Raw genomic sequence first — 15,848 nt, forward strand, 5'->3', positions numbered from 1 at the left:
GCCTTGTTTTTTAAGGGCGTGTCACCCCTCAGGAAGAGAGCGGCAGCGATAGACGCTTGGCCAGTGCCTGAAAGTGCTGGCTGATCTCGGGCCCGAACAGCGGATCCCCGATGGCGCGGTTCTGCCAGATCTGTTCGAGGTGACGCCAGTCATCCTCGGTCAGCGAGTCGCGCAGATGGGGGAAGATGACCCCCTCCTCGTAGTTCATGTGCGCCTCCTGCAGCGCCACGAACTGCTCCAGCTTGGCGGTAAACTGATCGAGCGGGATCACCGCATCCATCAGGATCATCTCCACCATCTCCTTGAGTTCGGCGCCGGCCTCCAGCAACTTGGCATGCTCGGCCTGAAGCCGGTTGGCAACGTCCCCCTCCACGACCCGGTACTTGAGGTAGTAGTCATAAATGATGTCTTCCTTCGGATGGTGATACTTGTCCGACACCTCCCTCAGGTAATCCACCACATCGCGGATCAGGAAATAGCTGACCCGCTGTTCATCGCGAATGGCGGCGAGCTTGTGTTTGAGCAGATCCAGCAACCTGGCGATGTTGAGATGGTCCTTGTGCAGACTGGCTAGCATGGGCACTCCTTGCGCTGAAATGAGACGATCCTGTTTCGAGTATACGGTCATTTATCGCGCCAACTTTGCACTCAATCAAGTCATCTGCAGACAAAACAGCGGGTAACGCACAATGCCGCCCCCCTGTTCATGCCCCCGCTCGTCAGCCGTCGGGCCCCTTACTCGCAGACCGAGTGCCAGTTGATGGGGCTCATCCCCTGCTGGCTCAGCAACCGGTTGGTTTCGGAGAAGTGGCCGCAGCCGATGAAGCCGCGATGAGCAGAGAGCGGGCTGGGATGCGGCGCGCTCAGCACATGATGCCGCTGCCTGTCGATGAAGCGACCCTTCTTCTGGGCATGGGCGCCCCACAGCAGGAAGACCACCCCCTGACAGCTGGCATTGATCTGCTCGATGACCCGGTCGGTGAAGGTCTCCCAGCCCAGATGGGCATGGGAGTGGGCCTGGCCCGCCTGGACCGTCAGCACGGTATTGAGCAGCAGCACCCCCTGTCTGGCCCAGGACTCCAGAAAGCCGTGACTGGGTGTGACAAAACCCGGCAGGTCCCGCTGCATCTCCTTGTAGATGTTGACCAGCGAGGGGGGCGTGCGCACCCCGGGCAACACCGAGAAGCAGAGGCCGTGTGCCTGATTGGGGCCGTGATAGGGATCCTGACCCAGGATCACCACCTTGACCTGATCCAGCTCGGTCAGCTTGAAGGCATTGAACACGTCGGTCGCCGGCGGATAGATCACCTTGCCCGCCTCCCGCTCACTCCTGACGGTCGCCAGGGTCGCCTTGAAATAGTCCTGCTCCTTCTCGGAGCCAATTACATCAGTCCAGGTCTGCACCCCAATCTCCTCATTGAATCTGTCCGGATGGACGCCCTGTTACCCCGTGCAGGGTCACACCGTCTGATGCGGGTCGGCGCGCCACCATCCTCGATGAATACGGCGGGTTTTGCGGCATGCGGCTTGGCCCATGCCGGGCCATGCGAGCCAGCACGCCGCCATCCTCGCTGAATGCGGCAGGACATGGTGCTGGGCCAGTGCTGGCATCACCATGCCCTCATTAATGCGGCAAGGGGCTCAGGATAGGGGGCCAGCCCCCGGGACGCAACCTTGGCACCCTCTTCCGAGCCCCCTCGCCCCCGAATGGCAACGGTATGACAACCTCCCGCTCACCCAGCTCTCCCGGCCACTGTGGGCAACGGGGTCACGTTGACCGTGACAATCGGCGGCTCGGCTGAGGCAGCCTTATGCCAAGGCAACCTTATATAGCTGTGTGAACAGCAGAGAGAGGGCAAACCTGGCCCCGCCACCTTCACCGCAGGCTTGGCCCCGATGCCCCCACAGAGGAGATGGGGTCGACTCATGCATGACGCAAACTTTAAAACATGTAGTTAAATTACTAGATTTAATTAACAGAAGATGCATAATTCAGATATCTTACATAATCAGAAAAATGACCTCTTTTTGATTAATCTCAATAATTTAATCCCTTCTCGCTCGTGCAAACCGCGTATTTTTTGATTTAGATCAATTTTCGTAATATTACCATCGTGGTATATATGACCCAACAAAGTAAAGGTGTAAGGCAAGGGCCCTTTAAATCATCCCGGTGGTTTAAATACATCAGGGTAATTTCCTTACAGTTGAATCCGCTTTCCTATGAGGAGTCATACCATGATCAAGGGCATCCAAATCACCCAGTCTGCCAACGCCGCTCTGCTGAACTCGTTCTGGCTGCTGGACGAAGAGAAGCAACAGGCTCGTTGCATCTGCGCCAAAGGCGACACCTTCGCCGCCGATCAGGAAGTCAGCGTCTCTGACCTGGGCCAGTTCGAATACCGTGAACTGCCGGTACAAGCCGAGCCGGCTGTCGAAGGTGGCCAGCACCTGAACGTCAACGTCCTGCGTCGCGAGACCCTGGAAGACGCCATCGCCAACCCGGAAAAGTACCCGCAGCTGACCATCCGTGTCTCCGGCTACGCCGTGCGCTTCAACGCACTGACCCCGGAACAGCAGCGTGACGTGGTGACCCGCACCTTCACCCAGAGCCTGTAAGTCGCTCTGCAGCAACCGGTATCATGAAAAACGGCCCAAACGGGCCGTTTTTTTATGGCTTGAATTCACCCACCCGTGCTCGCCGCCCTTGCTCGACAGGCTGTCAGCGCACGGCGCAGACATCGGCAGCTCAATGCTGATCCAGCTTGACGGCTTGTGGTGGGTTGCTCAGCGCCTCATGCATCTGCTGCTCATCGAGCTGATCGCAGTAACGGGCCACCACCAGGGTGGCCACCCCGTTGCCGATGAGGTTGGTCAGGGCGCGGGCCTCCGACATGAAGCGATCGATGCCGAGGATCAGCGCCAACCCGGCCAGCGGCAGGTGGCCCACCGCCGAGATGGTGGCCGCCAGCACGATGAAGCCACTGCCGGTCACCCCGGCGGCCCCTTTCGAGGAGATGAGCAGCACCACCAGCAAGGTGATCTGCTGGAACAGATCGAGCGGGGTGTTGGTGGCCTGGGCGATGAAGATGGCCGCCATGGTCAGATAGATGGAGGTGCCGTCCAGATTGAAGGAGTAACCGGTCGGGATCACCAGCCCCACCACCGACTTCTTGCAGCCGAGTGCCTCCATCTTCACCAGCATGCGCGGCAATACGGATTCAGAAGAGGAAGTTCCCAGCACGATCAGCAGCTCTTCCCGGATATAGGAAATAAAGCGCAGGATGCTGAAGCCATTCGCTCTGGCAATACTTCCCAGTACCAGGAAAATAAACAGCAGGCAGGTCATGTAGAAGCAGGCAATTAATTGTCCGAGCTGAACCAGCGAGCCGATACCATATTTTCCGATGGTAAAGGCCATCGCGCCAAATGCCCCAACCGGTGCCAGCCGCATGATCATGTTGATGATCCCGAAAATAACCTGGGAGAAGCTGTCGATGACATTGAATATCACTTTGCCCTTCTCGCCGATATGGTGCAGGGAGAAGCCGAACAGCACCGCAAATAACAGCACTTGCAGAATATTGCCGCTGGCGAAGGCGCCGATCACGCTGCCCGGGATCACGTCCAGTAGGAAGGGGATGATGCCTTGAGCCTTGGCCTGCTCGGCGTAGGCGGAGATGGCGCTGGCGTCCAGCGTGGCGGGGTCGACGTTCATGCCCGCCCCCGGTTGCAGCAGGTTGACCACGCACAGCCCGATGATGAGGGCGATGGTGCTGACCACTTCAAAATAGAGCAGCGCGATGGCGCCGGTTTTACCCACCGCTTTCATGCTCTCCATGCCGGCAATACCGGTCACCACCGTGCAGAATATAACCGGGGCGATGATCATTTTGATTAATTTAACAAAACCATCCCCCAGCGGTTTCATGTCCGCGCCGAGGTCGGGATATACATGTCCCAGAATGACCCCGAGGGTGATCGCTAACAACACCTGAAAATACAGGCTGCTGACTATTCTTTTCTGCATTCTTAACGTCCTGTCAATTTAATGAGATGTGTCATGGCAGAAATACGCATGCAGCAATCCGTGACGAAATAGTGTTATCTCGCCCGGTTCGTGCCGTTCCCTCATCACAACAGGAGTTACTTTCCCATGTTAAAAAAAGCAATTAATAGACATCAATCACACAACGGATTTAACAACATTAACACCACGGAAACCTGGCTGTATTTATTCCGTGATTGATTTATGCTGCCCAAAGAAATAAAAACAGGCCGCAAACAAAAATGCCCCGCAGTGCGGGGCATTTTTATTGGGCAAGCAAAGCCGGACTTAGATGGAAGTATCGAGCGGCTCGAAACCCTTGATGAGATCGTCGATGGCCTTCATCTGCTTGAGGAAGCCTTCCAGCTTCTCCAGCGGCAGCGCGCTCGGACCGTCGCAGCGGGCAATTTTGGGGTCCGGGTGGGATTCAATGAACAGACCGGCCAGACCGACCGCCATACCGGCACGGGCCAGCTCGGTCACCTGCTCGCGGCGACCGCCGGAGGCAGCGCCCATGGGATCGCGGCACTGCAGGGAGTGGGTCACGTCGAAGATGACCGGGTAACCGCCGGTGCTCTTCTTCATCACGCCCAGCCCCAGCATGTCCACCACCAGGTTGTCATACCCGAAGTTGGCACCGCGCTCGCACAGGATCAGACGGTCGTTGCCGCACTCCTCGAACTTGTCGGTGATGTTCTTCATCTGGCTTGGGCTCAGGAACTGCGGCTTCTTGATGTTGATGACATTGCCGGTGCGGGCCATGGCCTCCACCAGATCGGTCTGGCGCGCCAGGAAGGCGGGCAGCTGGATGACGTCGACCACCTCGGCCACCGGCTTGGCCTGATGGGGCTCGTGCAGATCGGAGATGACCGGCATGCCGAAGGTCGCTTTCAGCTCCTGGAAGATCTTCATCCCCTCTTCCAGACCCGGACCGCGGTAGGAGTGGATGGAGGAGCGGTTGGCCTTGTCCCAGCTCGCCTTGAACACGAACGGGATACCCAGCTTGGAGGTCACTTCCACGTACTTCTCGCACACCGCCATCGCCATGTCGCGCGATTCCAGCACGTTCATGCCACCGAACAACACGAACGGTTTGTCGTTGGCGACATCGATGCCATTGACCTTGATATTCTTCTGTTCCATCTCAGGCTTCCTTAGGTAAAAGGGCTTGCAGGGCTTGAATCCACATCCGGCCGCGCTGCCCAGGGCAGCGCGGCCTCGATACTCGTCGGTTGCATCTCCCAGGCCTTGCATGCAACGGCATGGGACTCTTCATTCGGCCAGGGCCTCGCCATGCAGCGGGGCCGTTGCCCGCCCCTCAGTGGAGGGGCTTGGGGCTCAGATCCAGCGCGGCCAGCTGGGCCTTGAGCACGTCCGCCACCGGATCGTCCGGGCACTGTTCAATAAAGTATTCAAAATCGTCGGCGGCAAAACGCGGGCAGTCGAGCTGCTCGTAGATGAAGCCGCGATCCCGCGTCTCCAGCGGGTCGCCGGGCTTCATCCGCAGCAGCAGTTCGCTGCAGCGCAGCGCCTCGGTCATCCGGTCTTCCCGCAGCAAAGCGCCCTTGCTGACGTTGAGCAGCCGCTCGATGATCTCCCACTGACCGGCAGGCTGCAGGTGATCCGAGCTGAGGGTGGCCAGATTGCCGAGGGCCCCGCGCAGCAACAGCTCGATGTGGTGCAGGCTCAGCTCGTCGCCGGTAAAGGGGTCGACATAGACCTCTCCCTCACTGCCGGCAAAGCTCACCAGGAAGTGGCCGGGGAAGCAGATCCCCTCCACATCCAGCCCGAGCTTGCGCCCCAGCTGAATGATGAGGATGCCAAGGCTGACCGGAATGCCCTGCTTGCGGGCCAGAACCTCGGCCAGATCGCAGTTGGCCACCGAGAAGTAGTCCTGCCAGTCGCCGTGAAAGCCTAAGGTCTGATAGAAGCCCTGCAGCAGCTGGCGGCGCACCTGGTCGCAATCCCCTTCCTCGATGGCCTCGTCCAACCAGGCGTCGAGCCGGGCCAGCTCCGCCGTCCCGCGGCCGCTGATGCCATGGATCTCGTCGCTCACCGACAGCGCCAGCTCGGCGATGTCATGGGCTTCGAAATCGGTCCATTCGTCTACGCGTATCATCGTCATCATCCTTAACCGAACAGGCTGGCCTGCTTGTAGACGGCCAGCTTGGCGATGAAGAAGACCCAGCCGAGGGCTCCCAGAAACGCAAACCAGCGGATGCCGTTACTGCGGGCCAGGCGCAGTGCCATCATGGCCAGAAAGGCCACCACCAGGATGGCGGTCAGCTTTTCGCTGAGCCAGGGGGTGGCGTTGTTGAGCGGGTTGAGATCCAGCACCATGCACAGCAGCACGCCGGAGAGCACCACCAGGCCGTTGAGCCAGCCGCTCAACCTGAGGGTACCGGCGCTGGCGGCGCGGCTCGAGCCGGTCTGCAGCCAATAGAAGCGCAACATGAACATCAGCACGGCCAAGCCTATCAGCAGCAAGTGCAGATGTTTGATAGCAAAATACATAACGTGTCCTTGAACAAAGGCAGGCCCGGCCTGCCCGTCATCATCACTGAGCCAGCCGCCCCAGGGTCACCCGCTCGTTATCGCCGTAATCGCGCACGGTTTCCACCTGAAGGTAGCCCTGTTGCAGCAGGAGTTGACGCACCGCCTCCCCCTGCTGCCAGCCATGCTCCAGCAACAGCCAGCCGCCCGGCAGCAGATGGGCCGGCGCGCCTGCCACGATCAGCCGGATATCCGCCAGTCCCTGCTCGTCCGCCACCAGGGCGGAGCGGGGTTCGAAGCGCACGTCCCCCTCATCGAGGTGCGGATCCGCCCCGTCGATGTAGGGCGGGTTGGAGACGATCATCGCAAAGCGCGGCGCCTTGCTTGACGAGGGCGCGACCAGCGGCTCAAACCAGCTGCCGTCGCGCACCTCGATGGGAAGGCCAAGGGCGGCGCTGTTGGCACGGGCCAGGGCTGCCGCTGCCGGCATCCTGTCCACCGCCCATACATCGGCATCGGGTCGTTCCGACTTGAGCGCCAGTGCAATGGCGCCGGTGCCGGTGCCCAGATCCAGCACGACGCAGGAGCCTGCTGGCAACCGCGCCAGCGCCTGTTCGACCAGCACCTCGGTATCGGGGCGCGGGATCAGGGTGGCCGGGCTCACCTTGAGCGGCAGCGACCAGAACTCCCGCTCACCGATCAGGTGGGCGATGGGCTCCCCCTCAAGACGGCGTTCAAGCCAGCCCTGCAGGGTCACCTGCTGGGCTGCATCGAGCTCGCGCTCCGGCCAGGTCATCAGGTAGCTGCGCCGGCACTCCAGCAGATGGCAGAGCAGCGCATCGGCATCGGCGCGTGGGGATTCCCCCCCTGCCAGGGTCGCCATGATGTGGGCGCGAGCCTGCTGGATCTGCATCAGTTGCTCTCGGCCAGGGAGGCGAGCTGATCGGCCTGGTACTCCTGGATCATCGGGCTGATGACGCAGTCCAGGTCCCCTTCCATGATCTCGCCGAGGCGATAGAGGGTGAGGTTGATGCGGTGCTCGGAGAGGCGCCCCTGCGGGTAGTTGTAGGTGCGGATACGCTCGGAGCGATCTCCCGACCCCACCAGGTTGCGGCGGGTGCTCTGCTCGGCGGCGCGGTGGCGCTCATCCTCGGCCGCCTGCAGGCGGGCGGAGAGCACCGACATCGCTTTGGCGCGGTTCTTGTGCTGGGAGCGCTCATCCTGGCACTCCACCACCAGCCCGGTGGGCAGGTGGGTGATGCGGATGGCGGAGTCCGTCTTGTTGACGTGCTGACCGCCGGCCCCGGAGGCGCGGAAGGTGTCGATCTTCAGCTCCGAGGGGTTGATCTCGATCTGCTCGGCTTCCGGCACTTCCGGCAGCACGGCGACGGTGCAGGCGGAGGTGTGCACCCGGCCCTGGGATTCGGTTTCCGGCACCCGCTGCACCCGGTGACCACCGGATTCAAATTTGAGGCGGCCGTAGACGTGCTCGCCCTCTACCTTGGCAATTACCTCCTTGTAGCCGCCATGCTCGCCGTCGTTGCAGCTGACGATGGAAACCCGCCAACCCTGGCGCTCGGCGTAGCGCGAATACATGCGGAACAGATCGCCCGCAAAGATCGCCGCCTCGTCACCACCGGCACCGGCGCGGATCTCCAGATAGCAGTTGTTGTCATCCTTGGGGTCGCGCGGCAGCAGCATCACCTGCAGCGCCTGCTCCTGCTCCTCGAAGGTCGCCTTGGCCAGTGGCAGCTCCTCCTGCGCCATCTCGCGCAGGTCGGCATCATCCTCTTCCAGCATCTGGCGGGTGGCGTCCAGGTTCTCTTCGGCCTGGCGGAATTGCTGGAAAGCGTGAACGATATCTTCCAGCTGGGCATATTCCCGGGTCAGGGCGCGGTAGCGATCCTGATCCGCGGCCACGTCCGGCTCGCCGAGCATGGCCTGTACTTCTTCGTGGCGCTCGATGAGGCCTTCCAGCTTTCTGATCAGTGACGGGTTCATAAATCTTGTGTTCTCGATGGAGGACGGGACGACCGGCTGGTCGCCCCAAAACTATGACTCTTGTGACAACCCCAGCACTTGGCGCAACTGGGCCAGCTGGTGGTGATCCCCCTGGGCCGCGGCATGGCGCAGAGCCTGGGTCGGTGCGTGGATCAACTTGTTGGTGAGGCGGTGGGCCAGCGCCTTGAGCGCCTGCTCGGCATTCTCGCCCTGCTGCAGGGCCAGCAGGGCGCGCTGCAGCTCTTCGTCGGCCACCTGTTGGGACTGGTGGCGGTAATCGCGGATGAGATCCACCGAGTGCTGGCTGCGATACCAGCCCATGAAGTCGTCGCGCTCTTCCTGCACGATGAGCTCGGCCTCGGCGGCGGCCCGTTTGCGGGTCTCGAGATTCTGCTCGATGATGCCCTGCAGGTCATCCACCGTGTAGAGATAGGCGTCCGAGAGCTCGTCCACCTCCGCCTCGATGTCGCGGGGCACGGCGATGTCCACCAGGAACATGGGCTTGAAGCGGCGGGCCTTGAGCGCGCGCTCCACCATGCCCTTGCCGATGATGGGCAGGGGACTCGCGGTGGAGCTGATGACGATGTCCGCCTCGTGCAGGTAGTCCGGGATCTCTTCGAGCGTCATCACCTGGGCGCCGAACTCCTCGGCCAGCAGCTGGGCCCGCTGCAGGGTGCGGTTGGCCACCATCATCTGGGTGACGTTCTGCTCGCGCAGGTGGCGGGCCACCAGTTCGATGGTCTCGCCGGCACCGACCAGCAGCACCTTGGTCTGGGAGAGATCGGAGAAGATCCGCCGCCCCAGGCTCACCGCGGCAAAGGCCACCGACACGGCGCTGGCGCCAATCTCGGTATCGGTACGCACCCGCTTGGCCACCGAGAAGGATTTCTGGAACAGCCGCTCCAGCGATCCCTTCACCGCCTCGGACTGCTGGGCATGGGCGTAGGATTGCTTGATCTGCCCCAGGATCTGCGGCTCGCCCAGCACCAGGGAGTCGAGCCCGCAGGCCACCCGCATCAGGTGACGGACCGCCTCCTCGTCCTGATGCTGGTAGATGGCGGAGACCACCTCGGCCGCATCCAGACCGTGGAAACGCTGCAGCCACTGCAACACCTGCTCGCCCTGCCCCTGCGCCAGGCTGCAGTAAAGCTCGGTGCGATTGCAGGTCGAGACGATCACCGCCTCGCTTACACCGGGTTGGGCGACCAGCTCACGCAAGGCGCGATCGATGCAGTCCGGGCCGAAGGCGACCCGCTCCCGCAAGGCGACACTGGCGGTGTTGTGGTTGATTCCGAGGGCAAGCAAACTCATGAGTGGGCGTGGATCGTATCTGTGCGCTGGGAGTAAAGGCTGCCAATTGTACGAGAAAGGGTAAGTCTTTAAAAGCAATACGGCCGCCCCGTATACTGTGGCAAATCACCTTTTCCGGAGCATGACCTTGTTGTTGCGTCTTTTCACCCTTGGCTGCCTGCTGTTGCTGGCCGGTTGCGCCACTACCCAACCCCAGCGTGATCAGGTCAACTGGCAGCAGGAACGTACCCGTCTCGAGCAGCTCAGCCACTGGCAGCTGTCAGGCAAGATGGCCATCATCACCGCCCAGCAGAAGGGCAGCGCCCGGGTCAACTGGCAGCAGGATGGCGACGACTATCGCCTCAACCTCACCAGCCTGATCGGCACTCACATCCTCGAGCTCTCCCGCAGCAAGGGCGAGATCACCCTGATCGACAACGAGGGCAACCCGCACCAGAGCCAGGATGCCGAGGCGCTCATCTATCAGCTCACCGGCTGGAACATTCCGGTGGCCGGGCTGCCGGAATGGATCAAGGGCCTGCCGGGCCAAGCCGAATTCGAGCTCAACCCCGACCGCAGTCTGGCAAGCGTGCGGGACGGTCAGTGGCAGATCGTCTATGGCGACTACCGGGATCAGGACGGTTACCGCCTGCCGCACCTGCTCACCATGACCGGCCAGGGCAGTCGCCTCAAGCTGCAGATCAACCAGTGGACCATAACCCGCTGATGGCGGCCATCGACAAGGACTCCTCCATGAGCGTCATGCGCTGGCCGGCTCCGGCCAAACTGAATCTCTTTTTGCACGTCAACGGCCGTCGCCCGGACGGCTACCACGAGCTGCAGACCCTGTTCATCTTCCTCAACCACGGCGACTGGCTCGAGTTCGAGCCGCTCACCGATACCGACTTGCTCACCCTGAGCCCGGCCATTCCCGGCGTGCCCGACGAGCAGAACCTGATCATCCGCGCCGCCCGCCTGTTGCAGGCCAGGCTGCCAAGCCCGCAGGGAGCCCATATCCGGCTGGAGAAGGTGCTGCCCATGGGCGGCGGCATCGGCGGCGGTTCATCGGACGCGGCCACTACCCTGGTCGCCCTCAACCATCTCTGGCAGGCCGGCTTGAGTGAAGACGAGCTGGCCGAGCTCGGCGTGCAGCTGGGCGCCGACGTGCCGGTGTTCGTGCGCGGCAAGGCGGCCTTTGCCGAGGGGGTCGGTGAACGGTTGCAGCCGGTCGAGCTGCCGAGTGCCTGGTATCTGGTGCTCAAGCCCGATTGCCATGTGGCGACCGCCGCCGTGTTTCAGGATCCGGACCTGCCCAGAGATACCCCGAAAATGGCATTGCACAATCTGCTGGAAGGGGAGTGGAAAAACGATTGCGAATTGCTGGTGAAAAAGCGCCACCCCGAGGTTGCCAATGCGCTCGGCTGGTTGCTAGAATACGCGCCGTCAAGAATGACGGGCACAGGAGCCTGCGTCTTTGCTCAGTTTGAAGACGAAGTGGCTGCTCGGGAAGTGTTGGCAAAAGTGCCGAAAGGATGGGATGGGTTTGTCGCCAAGGGCGAGAACATATCACCACTCTTCGCTGCATTGCAACAAGTCAGTGATTGGGGTATCGCCAAGCGGTAAGGCAGCGGGTTTTGATCTCGCCATTCCTAGGTTCGAATCCTAGTACCCCAGCCATCTCCTGAACATCGAACAGGGTATATCGATTCACCTGCCGCAGCAGTCTTGCCGGGAGTGCACACTCCCCCTCGCCGGTTGCAGCACCCATCGTTACCCTCTCGTTGTCGGGAGGTCACTGGTCATCATGGATGACGGGGCGTCGACCAGCACGACGCTCAACCGACTTGCCGCATGCAACGTAGGCACCTGGCCTGAAAGCAGCCTATAGTGGTCTGACCCGTCAACTTGATAAATCGTTTGCCCCAAAACGATAAGGGTCTGAATAAGACTCCCCACATACTGGATGCAACCCCGAGGTTTCAAACCGTGCCTGACATGAAGCTGTTTGCTGGTAACGCAACGCCGGAACTAGCCCAGAAGATCGCAGATCGCCTGTTTATCAAACTCGGCAATGCTGCCGTAGGTCGCTTTAGCGACGGCGAGATCAGCGTACAGATCAACGAGAATGTACGTGGTGGCGATATCTTCATCATTCAATCCACCTGTGCCCCGACCAACGACAATTTGATGGAATTGATCGTGATGGTGGATGCTCTGCGTCGTGCTTCAGCTGGCCGTATTACTGCCGTTATCCCCTACTTTGGTTATGCCCGTCAGGACCGCCGCGTCCGCTCCGCCCGTGTTCCCATCACCGCCAAGGTCGTCGCCGACTTCCTCTCCAGCGTCGGTGTGGATCGCGTGCTGACCGTTGACCTGCATGCCGAACAAATCCAGGGCTTCTTCGACGTCCCGGTCGACAACGTGTTCGGCAGCCCGGTGCTGCTGGAAGACATGAAGTCCAAGAACCTCGAATCCCCCGTGGTCGTGTCGCCGGACATCGGCGGCGTGGTACGTGCCCGTGCCATCGCCAAGCTGCTGGACGATACCGACATCGCCATCATCGACAAGCGTCGTCCCCGCCCGAACGTCTCCCAGGTCATGCACCTGATCGGTGACGTGGCCGGCCGCGACTGCATCATCGTCGACGACATGATCGACACCGGCGGCACCCTGTGCAAAGCCGCAGAAGCCCTCAAGGAGCGCGGCGCCAAGCGTGTATTCGCCTACGCCACTCACCCGGTCTTCTCCGGTTCCGCCGTGGAGAACATCAAGAACTCCGTGATCGACGAACTGATCATCACCGACTCCATCCCGCTCACCGCGGAGATGAAGGCGGTCGACAAGGTCAAGCAGCTGACGCTCTCTTCCGTGCTGGCCGAAGCCATTCGCCGCATCAGCAACGAAGAGTCCATCTCTGCCATGTTTGAGCATTGATAGACCCGGTTGTGACAAAAACCGCCAGCTGGCGGTTTTTGTCTTTTTAGTCCCAGTTACACCCGGTACTGCCCTGCCCCGTCGCAGGTTAAGGATTGTTCCATGAATCGCTTGCGCCCGCTGCTGCTCCTTGCCTTCTGCAGCTTCCTGTTCGCCTGTCAGCCCGGCAATGAAGGCCAGCCCTTCGTGCTGACCCTGGCTCACATGAACGACACTCACTCCCAGTTTGACCCGGTCAACGCCGAGCTGAAGGGGCCCATCTTTGGCAAGCAGGGGGAGACCGACACCCTCTACACCCGCTTCGGCGGCTATCCGCGCCTGCTCACCATGGCGAAATCCTTCCAGGCCGATGCGCTGGCCAAGAACCAGCCGATCCTGCTGCTGCACGGCGGCGATGCCTGGCAGGGCAGCGGCTACTTCAAGCTCAACGAGGGGATGGCCAACGCCGAGCTGCTGAGCCAGTTCGGCCTCGACGCCATGGCCCTTGGCAACCACGAGTTCGATCTCGACAACCAGAAGCTCGCCCGCTTCATCCAGGGAGTCAACTTCCCGGTGCTGGCCGCCAATCTGGACACCCGCGACGATCCGGATCTGCGCCACGCCGCCAATCTCAAGCCGTTCGTCATCTACGCCTTCGACGGCAACCAGAAGAGCCCGGTCAGCGATCTCAACAACCTGCCCCAGGGCAAACAGCTGGTCGCCGTGATGGGGCTGGTGCTGGAGGACATGGCCAACATCTCCCCCAACGTCGGCAAGCTGCGCTTTGGCAACGAAATCACCTCGGCCCAGGCGACGGTGGACCTGCTGCGCCAGCACGGCATCAACCAGATCGTGGCGCTCACCCACATCGGCAACCAGCGGGATCTGGCGCTGGCGGCCAAGGTGAACGGCATCGACGCCATCGTCGGCGGCCACTCCCACAGCCTGCTCGGCGATTTTCGCAACATCGGCTGGGGCAACACCGGCGAGTACGCGGCGCTTGTCACCAACCCGGACGGGGTCGGCATGACCTGCGTGGTGCAGGCCGGCTCCTATGCCCAGGCCATCGGACTGGCTCAGGTGAGCTTCGATGCCCAGGGCCGGGTCATCGCCTGCAAGGGCCAGAACCAGCTGCTGGCCAGCCGCGACTTCTTCGCCGATCCCGCCCGCAAGCAGGCACTGGACGAGGCCCGCGGCAAGCAGGCAGCCAAGTTCATCGACGCCCAACCCAATCTGGTGACCGTGGATGAGGATCCCCGCCTGCGCGGCATCATCGACAGCCACTACAAGCCCGCCCTCGAGCAGGCCTTCGGCCCCGTCATCGCCACCCTGCCGGCCGCCCTGCAAAATGCCCGTCGCCCCGGCGACAACGGCAGCGACAGCCACGGCTCCGACGTCGCCCCGCTGGTGGCCGAGGGTCAGTACTACTGGGCCAATACCCCGGCGGTGCAGGCGCTGACCGGCGGCCCGGTCCACTTCGCCCTGCTGGCGGTGGGCGGCGTACGCGCCGATCTGCCGGCCGGCGAGCTGCGCGAAGGGGATGCGGCGCTCACCCTGCTGCCGTTCAAGAACCAGCTTTCGGTGCTCACCCTGACCGGCGCCGAGGTGCGTGCCCTGTTGACCGAAACCATCACCGCCACCCTGCCCGCCAGCGCCCACGCCGGCAAGTTCCCCTACGGTGGTCACCTGCGCTACACCTTCACCGAGACCACACCGGGCAAGCGCGGCACGCTGACCCAGCTGCAGTGGCAGGACGCTGACGGCCAGTGGCAGGATCTGGTGGATGCGACGCGCTACCGGGTGGTGATGAACGCCTACAGCGCCAACGGCAACGACGGCTGGCAGGCGCTGGCCCGCGCCCAGGCCCAGCACGCCGAGCGCCAGGATCTCGCCTGGCAGGATGGCAAATTGACGGCGTTCCCGGTCGAGCGGGTGGAGCAGAGCGGCGATCAGCTGAGCGCCCGCTACACCGCCGGCCATCAGCTTGACTGCAAGGCAAGCGGCCTGGATTGCGGCACCGACGCCGCCTCCTTCGTGCAGTATGTGCGCGAACAGCGCCCTACCCTGACGGCGCTGGCGGAAGAGACCGTCACCCTGGTGCGGGCCGCCCAATGAGTCGACTCTGCCACCGGCAAGCCACACCACGGGCCCCACGCAGGGGCCCGTTTTGCTGCCGTTGGCCACCGGTTCTCCCGCTTTTCCCCGGCACTGGCCGAGCTTTGGTTGAGTGATCGCCAGTCGGCGGCTAGAATATTGCGTCCCATTGCCCTGGGCAGTCGGCCCATTGCAAGCAGCGAGTGAAGAAATCAAGCGTGACAAGCCAAATCAAACTGATCGTGGGTCTGGGCAATCCCGGCCCGGAATATGCCAAGACCCGCCACAACGCCGGGGCCTGGTATGTGGAGCAACTGGCACGCTGGCACAACGTCAGCCTGCGCGAAGAGCCCAAGTTCTTCGGCCACACCGCCCGCATCCAGGTGGATGGCCAGGATGTGCGCCTGCTCATCCCGAACACCTACATGAACCTCTCCGGCAAGGCGGTGGCCGCGCTGGCCCGCTTCTACCAGATCGAGCCGGAAGCCATGCTGGTGGCCCACGATGAGCTGGACCTGCCCCCCGGCATCGCCAAATTCAAGCAGGGCGGCGGCCACGGTGGCCACAACGGCCTCAAGGACATCATTGCCAGGATGGGCAACAACAATAATTTCTTCCGGCTGCGACTGGGGATAGGTCACCCGGGCGCCAAGGAGCTGGTCGCCGGTTTCGTGCTGACCAAGGCCCCCAGCAGCGAACAGAGCCTGATCGACGCCGCACTGGACGAGTCCCTGCGCGCCACCGACATCCTGTTCAAGCAGGACATGACCAAGGCCATGAACCGGCTGCACAGCTTCAAGGCCGAGAAAGTCTGAATACAGATGCCTGACACGCGTCAGGGTCGAACAATATGACGGGGTCGCCCAAGAACCTGTTCATGCTCTGTAACGAGAGGTTGTCAGCAAGGTAAAGCGCAGCGCAGGAACCGGAGCGTATAGTCATACGTGAGCGCTCTTGGTTTCACATAAGCGAGCAGCACATGAGCCTTGATCACGGCCTCGCAGCAAGA

Annotated in this window: 15 protein-coding genes and 1 tRNA gene; 7 read left to right on the plus strand and 9 right to left on the minus strand. The window is 61.9% G+C overall.

The window, feature by feature from the left end; translation table 11 throughout:
- Positions 1–28: 28 nt before the first annotated feature.
- Both PG900_RS13725 and ung read right to left on the minus strand, forming a co-directional pair.
- A complete protein-coding gene (locus tag PG900_RS13725; RefSeq protein ID WP_011706927.1) occupies positions 29–577 on the minus strand; it encodes a hemerythrin domain-containing protein in 549 nt (182 codons plus the stop codon).
- 158 nt (positions 578–735) lie between these two features.
- Complete coding sequence (gene ung, locus PG900_RS13730) at positions 736–1,404, minus strand: uracil-DNA glycosylase (protein ID WP_016351600.1); 669 nt, start codon at positions 1,402–1,404, stop codon at positions 736–738.
- 834 nt (positions 1,405–2,238) lie between these two features.
- Here ung and grcA point away from each other — a divergent pair.
- Entirely contained in the window at positions 2,239–2,619 is a 381-nt protein-coding gene (gene grcA, locus PG900_RS13735; RefSeq protein WP_011706929.1) for an autonomous glycyl radical cofactor GrcA, read from the plus strand.
- 130 nt (positions 2,620–2,749) lie between these two features.
- On the opposite strand, the gene PG900_RS13740 is transcribed toward grcA, so the two are convergent.
- From PG900_RS13740 to hemA, 7 genes are all read right to left on the minus strand, one after another.
- Entirely contained in the window at positions 2,750–4,030 is a 1,281-nt protein-coding gene (locus PG900_RS13740; RefSeq protein ID WP_270831625.1) for a dicarboxylate/amino acid:cation symporter, read from the minus strand.
- Positions 4,031–4,336: 306 nt separating this feature from the next.
- Positions 4,337–5,191, minus strand: a complete 855-nt coding sequence (gene kdsA, locus PG900_RS13745; protein ID WP_011706931.1) for a 3-deoxy-8-phosphooctulonate synthase — start codon at positions 5,189–5,191, stop codon at positions 4,337–4,339.
- 175 nt (positions 5,192–5,366) lie between these two features.
- Positions 5,367–6,167, minus strand: coding sequence for a SirB1 family protein (locus PG900_RS13750; protein ID WP_011706932.1), 801 nt, complete (start codon positions 6,165–6,167; stop codon positions 5,367–5,369).
- A gap of 11 nt (positions 6,168–6,178) precedes the next feature.
- A complete protein-coding gene (locus tag PG900_RS13755) occupies positions 6,179–6,562 on the minus strand; it encodes a SirB2 family protein (protein WP_224480950.1) in 384 nt (127 codons plus the stop codon).
- Between the two features lie 43 nt (positions 6,563–6,605).
- Positions 6,606–7,454 carry a peptide chain release factor N(5)-glutamine methyltransferase gene (gene prmC / locus PG900_RS13760; RefSeq protein WP_270831627.1) on the minus strand — a complete coding sequence of 283 codons (849 nt, stop codon included), beginning with the start codon at positions 7,452–7,454 and terminating at the stop codon, positions 6,606–6,608.
- Positions 7,454–8,542, minus strand: a complete 1,089-nt coding sequence (gene prfA / locus PG900_RS13765) for a peptide chain release factor 1 (RefSeq protein WP_011706935.1) — start codon at positions 8,540–8,542, stop codon at positions 7,454–7,456. Before prfA ends, prmC begins: the two co-directional genes overlap by 1 nt.
- A gap of 51 nt (positions 8,543–8,593) precedes the next feature.
- Complete coding sequence (gene hemA, locus PG900_RS13770; RefSeq protein WP_016351604.1) at positions 8,594–9,853, minus strand: glutamyl-tRNA reductase; 1,260 nt, start codon at positions 9,851–9,853, stop codon at positions 8,594–8,596.
- A 121-nt stretch (positions 9,854–9,974) separates the two neighbouring features.
- Here hemA and lolB point away from each other — a divergent pair, with 121 nt between their 5' ends.
- The 6 genes from lolB (at position 9,975) to pth (ending at position 15,654) form a co-directional block, all read left to right on the plus strand.
- Positions 9,975–10,559 carry a lipoprotein insertase outer membrane protein LolB gene (gene lolB / locus PG900_RS13775; protein WP_011706937.1) on the plus strand — a complete coding sequence of 195 codons (585 nt, stop codon included), beginning with the start codon at positions 9,975–9,977 and terminating at the stop codon, positions 10,557–10,559.
- A 26-nt stretch (positions 10,560–10,585) separates the two neighbouring features.
- Positions 10,586–11,455: a 4-(cytidine 5'-diphospho)-2-C-methyl-D-erythritol kinase gene (gene ispE, locus PG900_RS13780; RefSeq protein WP_270797863.1), complete on the plus strand. Its 870-nt coding sequence runs from the start codon at positions 10,586–10,588 to the stop codon at positions 11,453–11,455.
- Positions 11,435–11,509 (plus strand) — tRNA-Gln (locus PG900_RS13785). Before ispE ends, PG900_RS13785 begins: the two co-directional genes overlap by 21 nt.
- Before the next feature lie 309 nt (positions 11,510–11,818).
- Entirely contained in the window at positions 11,819–12,766 is a 948-nt protein-coding gene (locus tag PG900_RS13790; RefSeq protein WP_005298464.1) for a ribose-phosphate pyrophosphokinase, read from the plus strand.
- A gap of 102 nt (positions 12,767–12,868) precedes the next feature.
- Positions 12,869–14,860 (plus strand): bifunctional metallophosphatase/5'-nucleotidase, encoded by a 1,992-nt coding sequence (locus tag PG900_RS13795; RefSeq protein ID WP_270797829.1) that lies wholly within the window; start codon positions 12,869–12,871, stop codon positions 14,858–14,860.
- 197 nt (positions 14,861–15,057) lie between these two features.
- On the plus strand, positions 15,058–15,654 hold the full coding sequence (gene pth, locus PG900_RS13800) for an aminoacyl-tRNA hydrolase (protein ID WP_005298460.1): 597 nt from the start codon (positions 15,058–15,060) through the stop codon (positions 15,652–15,654).
- The last annotated feature ends 194 nt before the right edge of the window (positions 15,655–15,848 follow it).

Source organism: Aeromonas sp. QDB03, assembly GCF_027707985.1.
Lineage (GTDB): Bacteria > Pseudomonadota > Gammaproteobacteria > Enterobacterales > Aeromonadaceae > Aeromonas > Aeromonas hydrophila.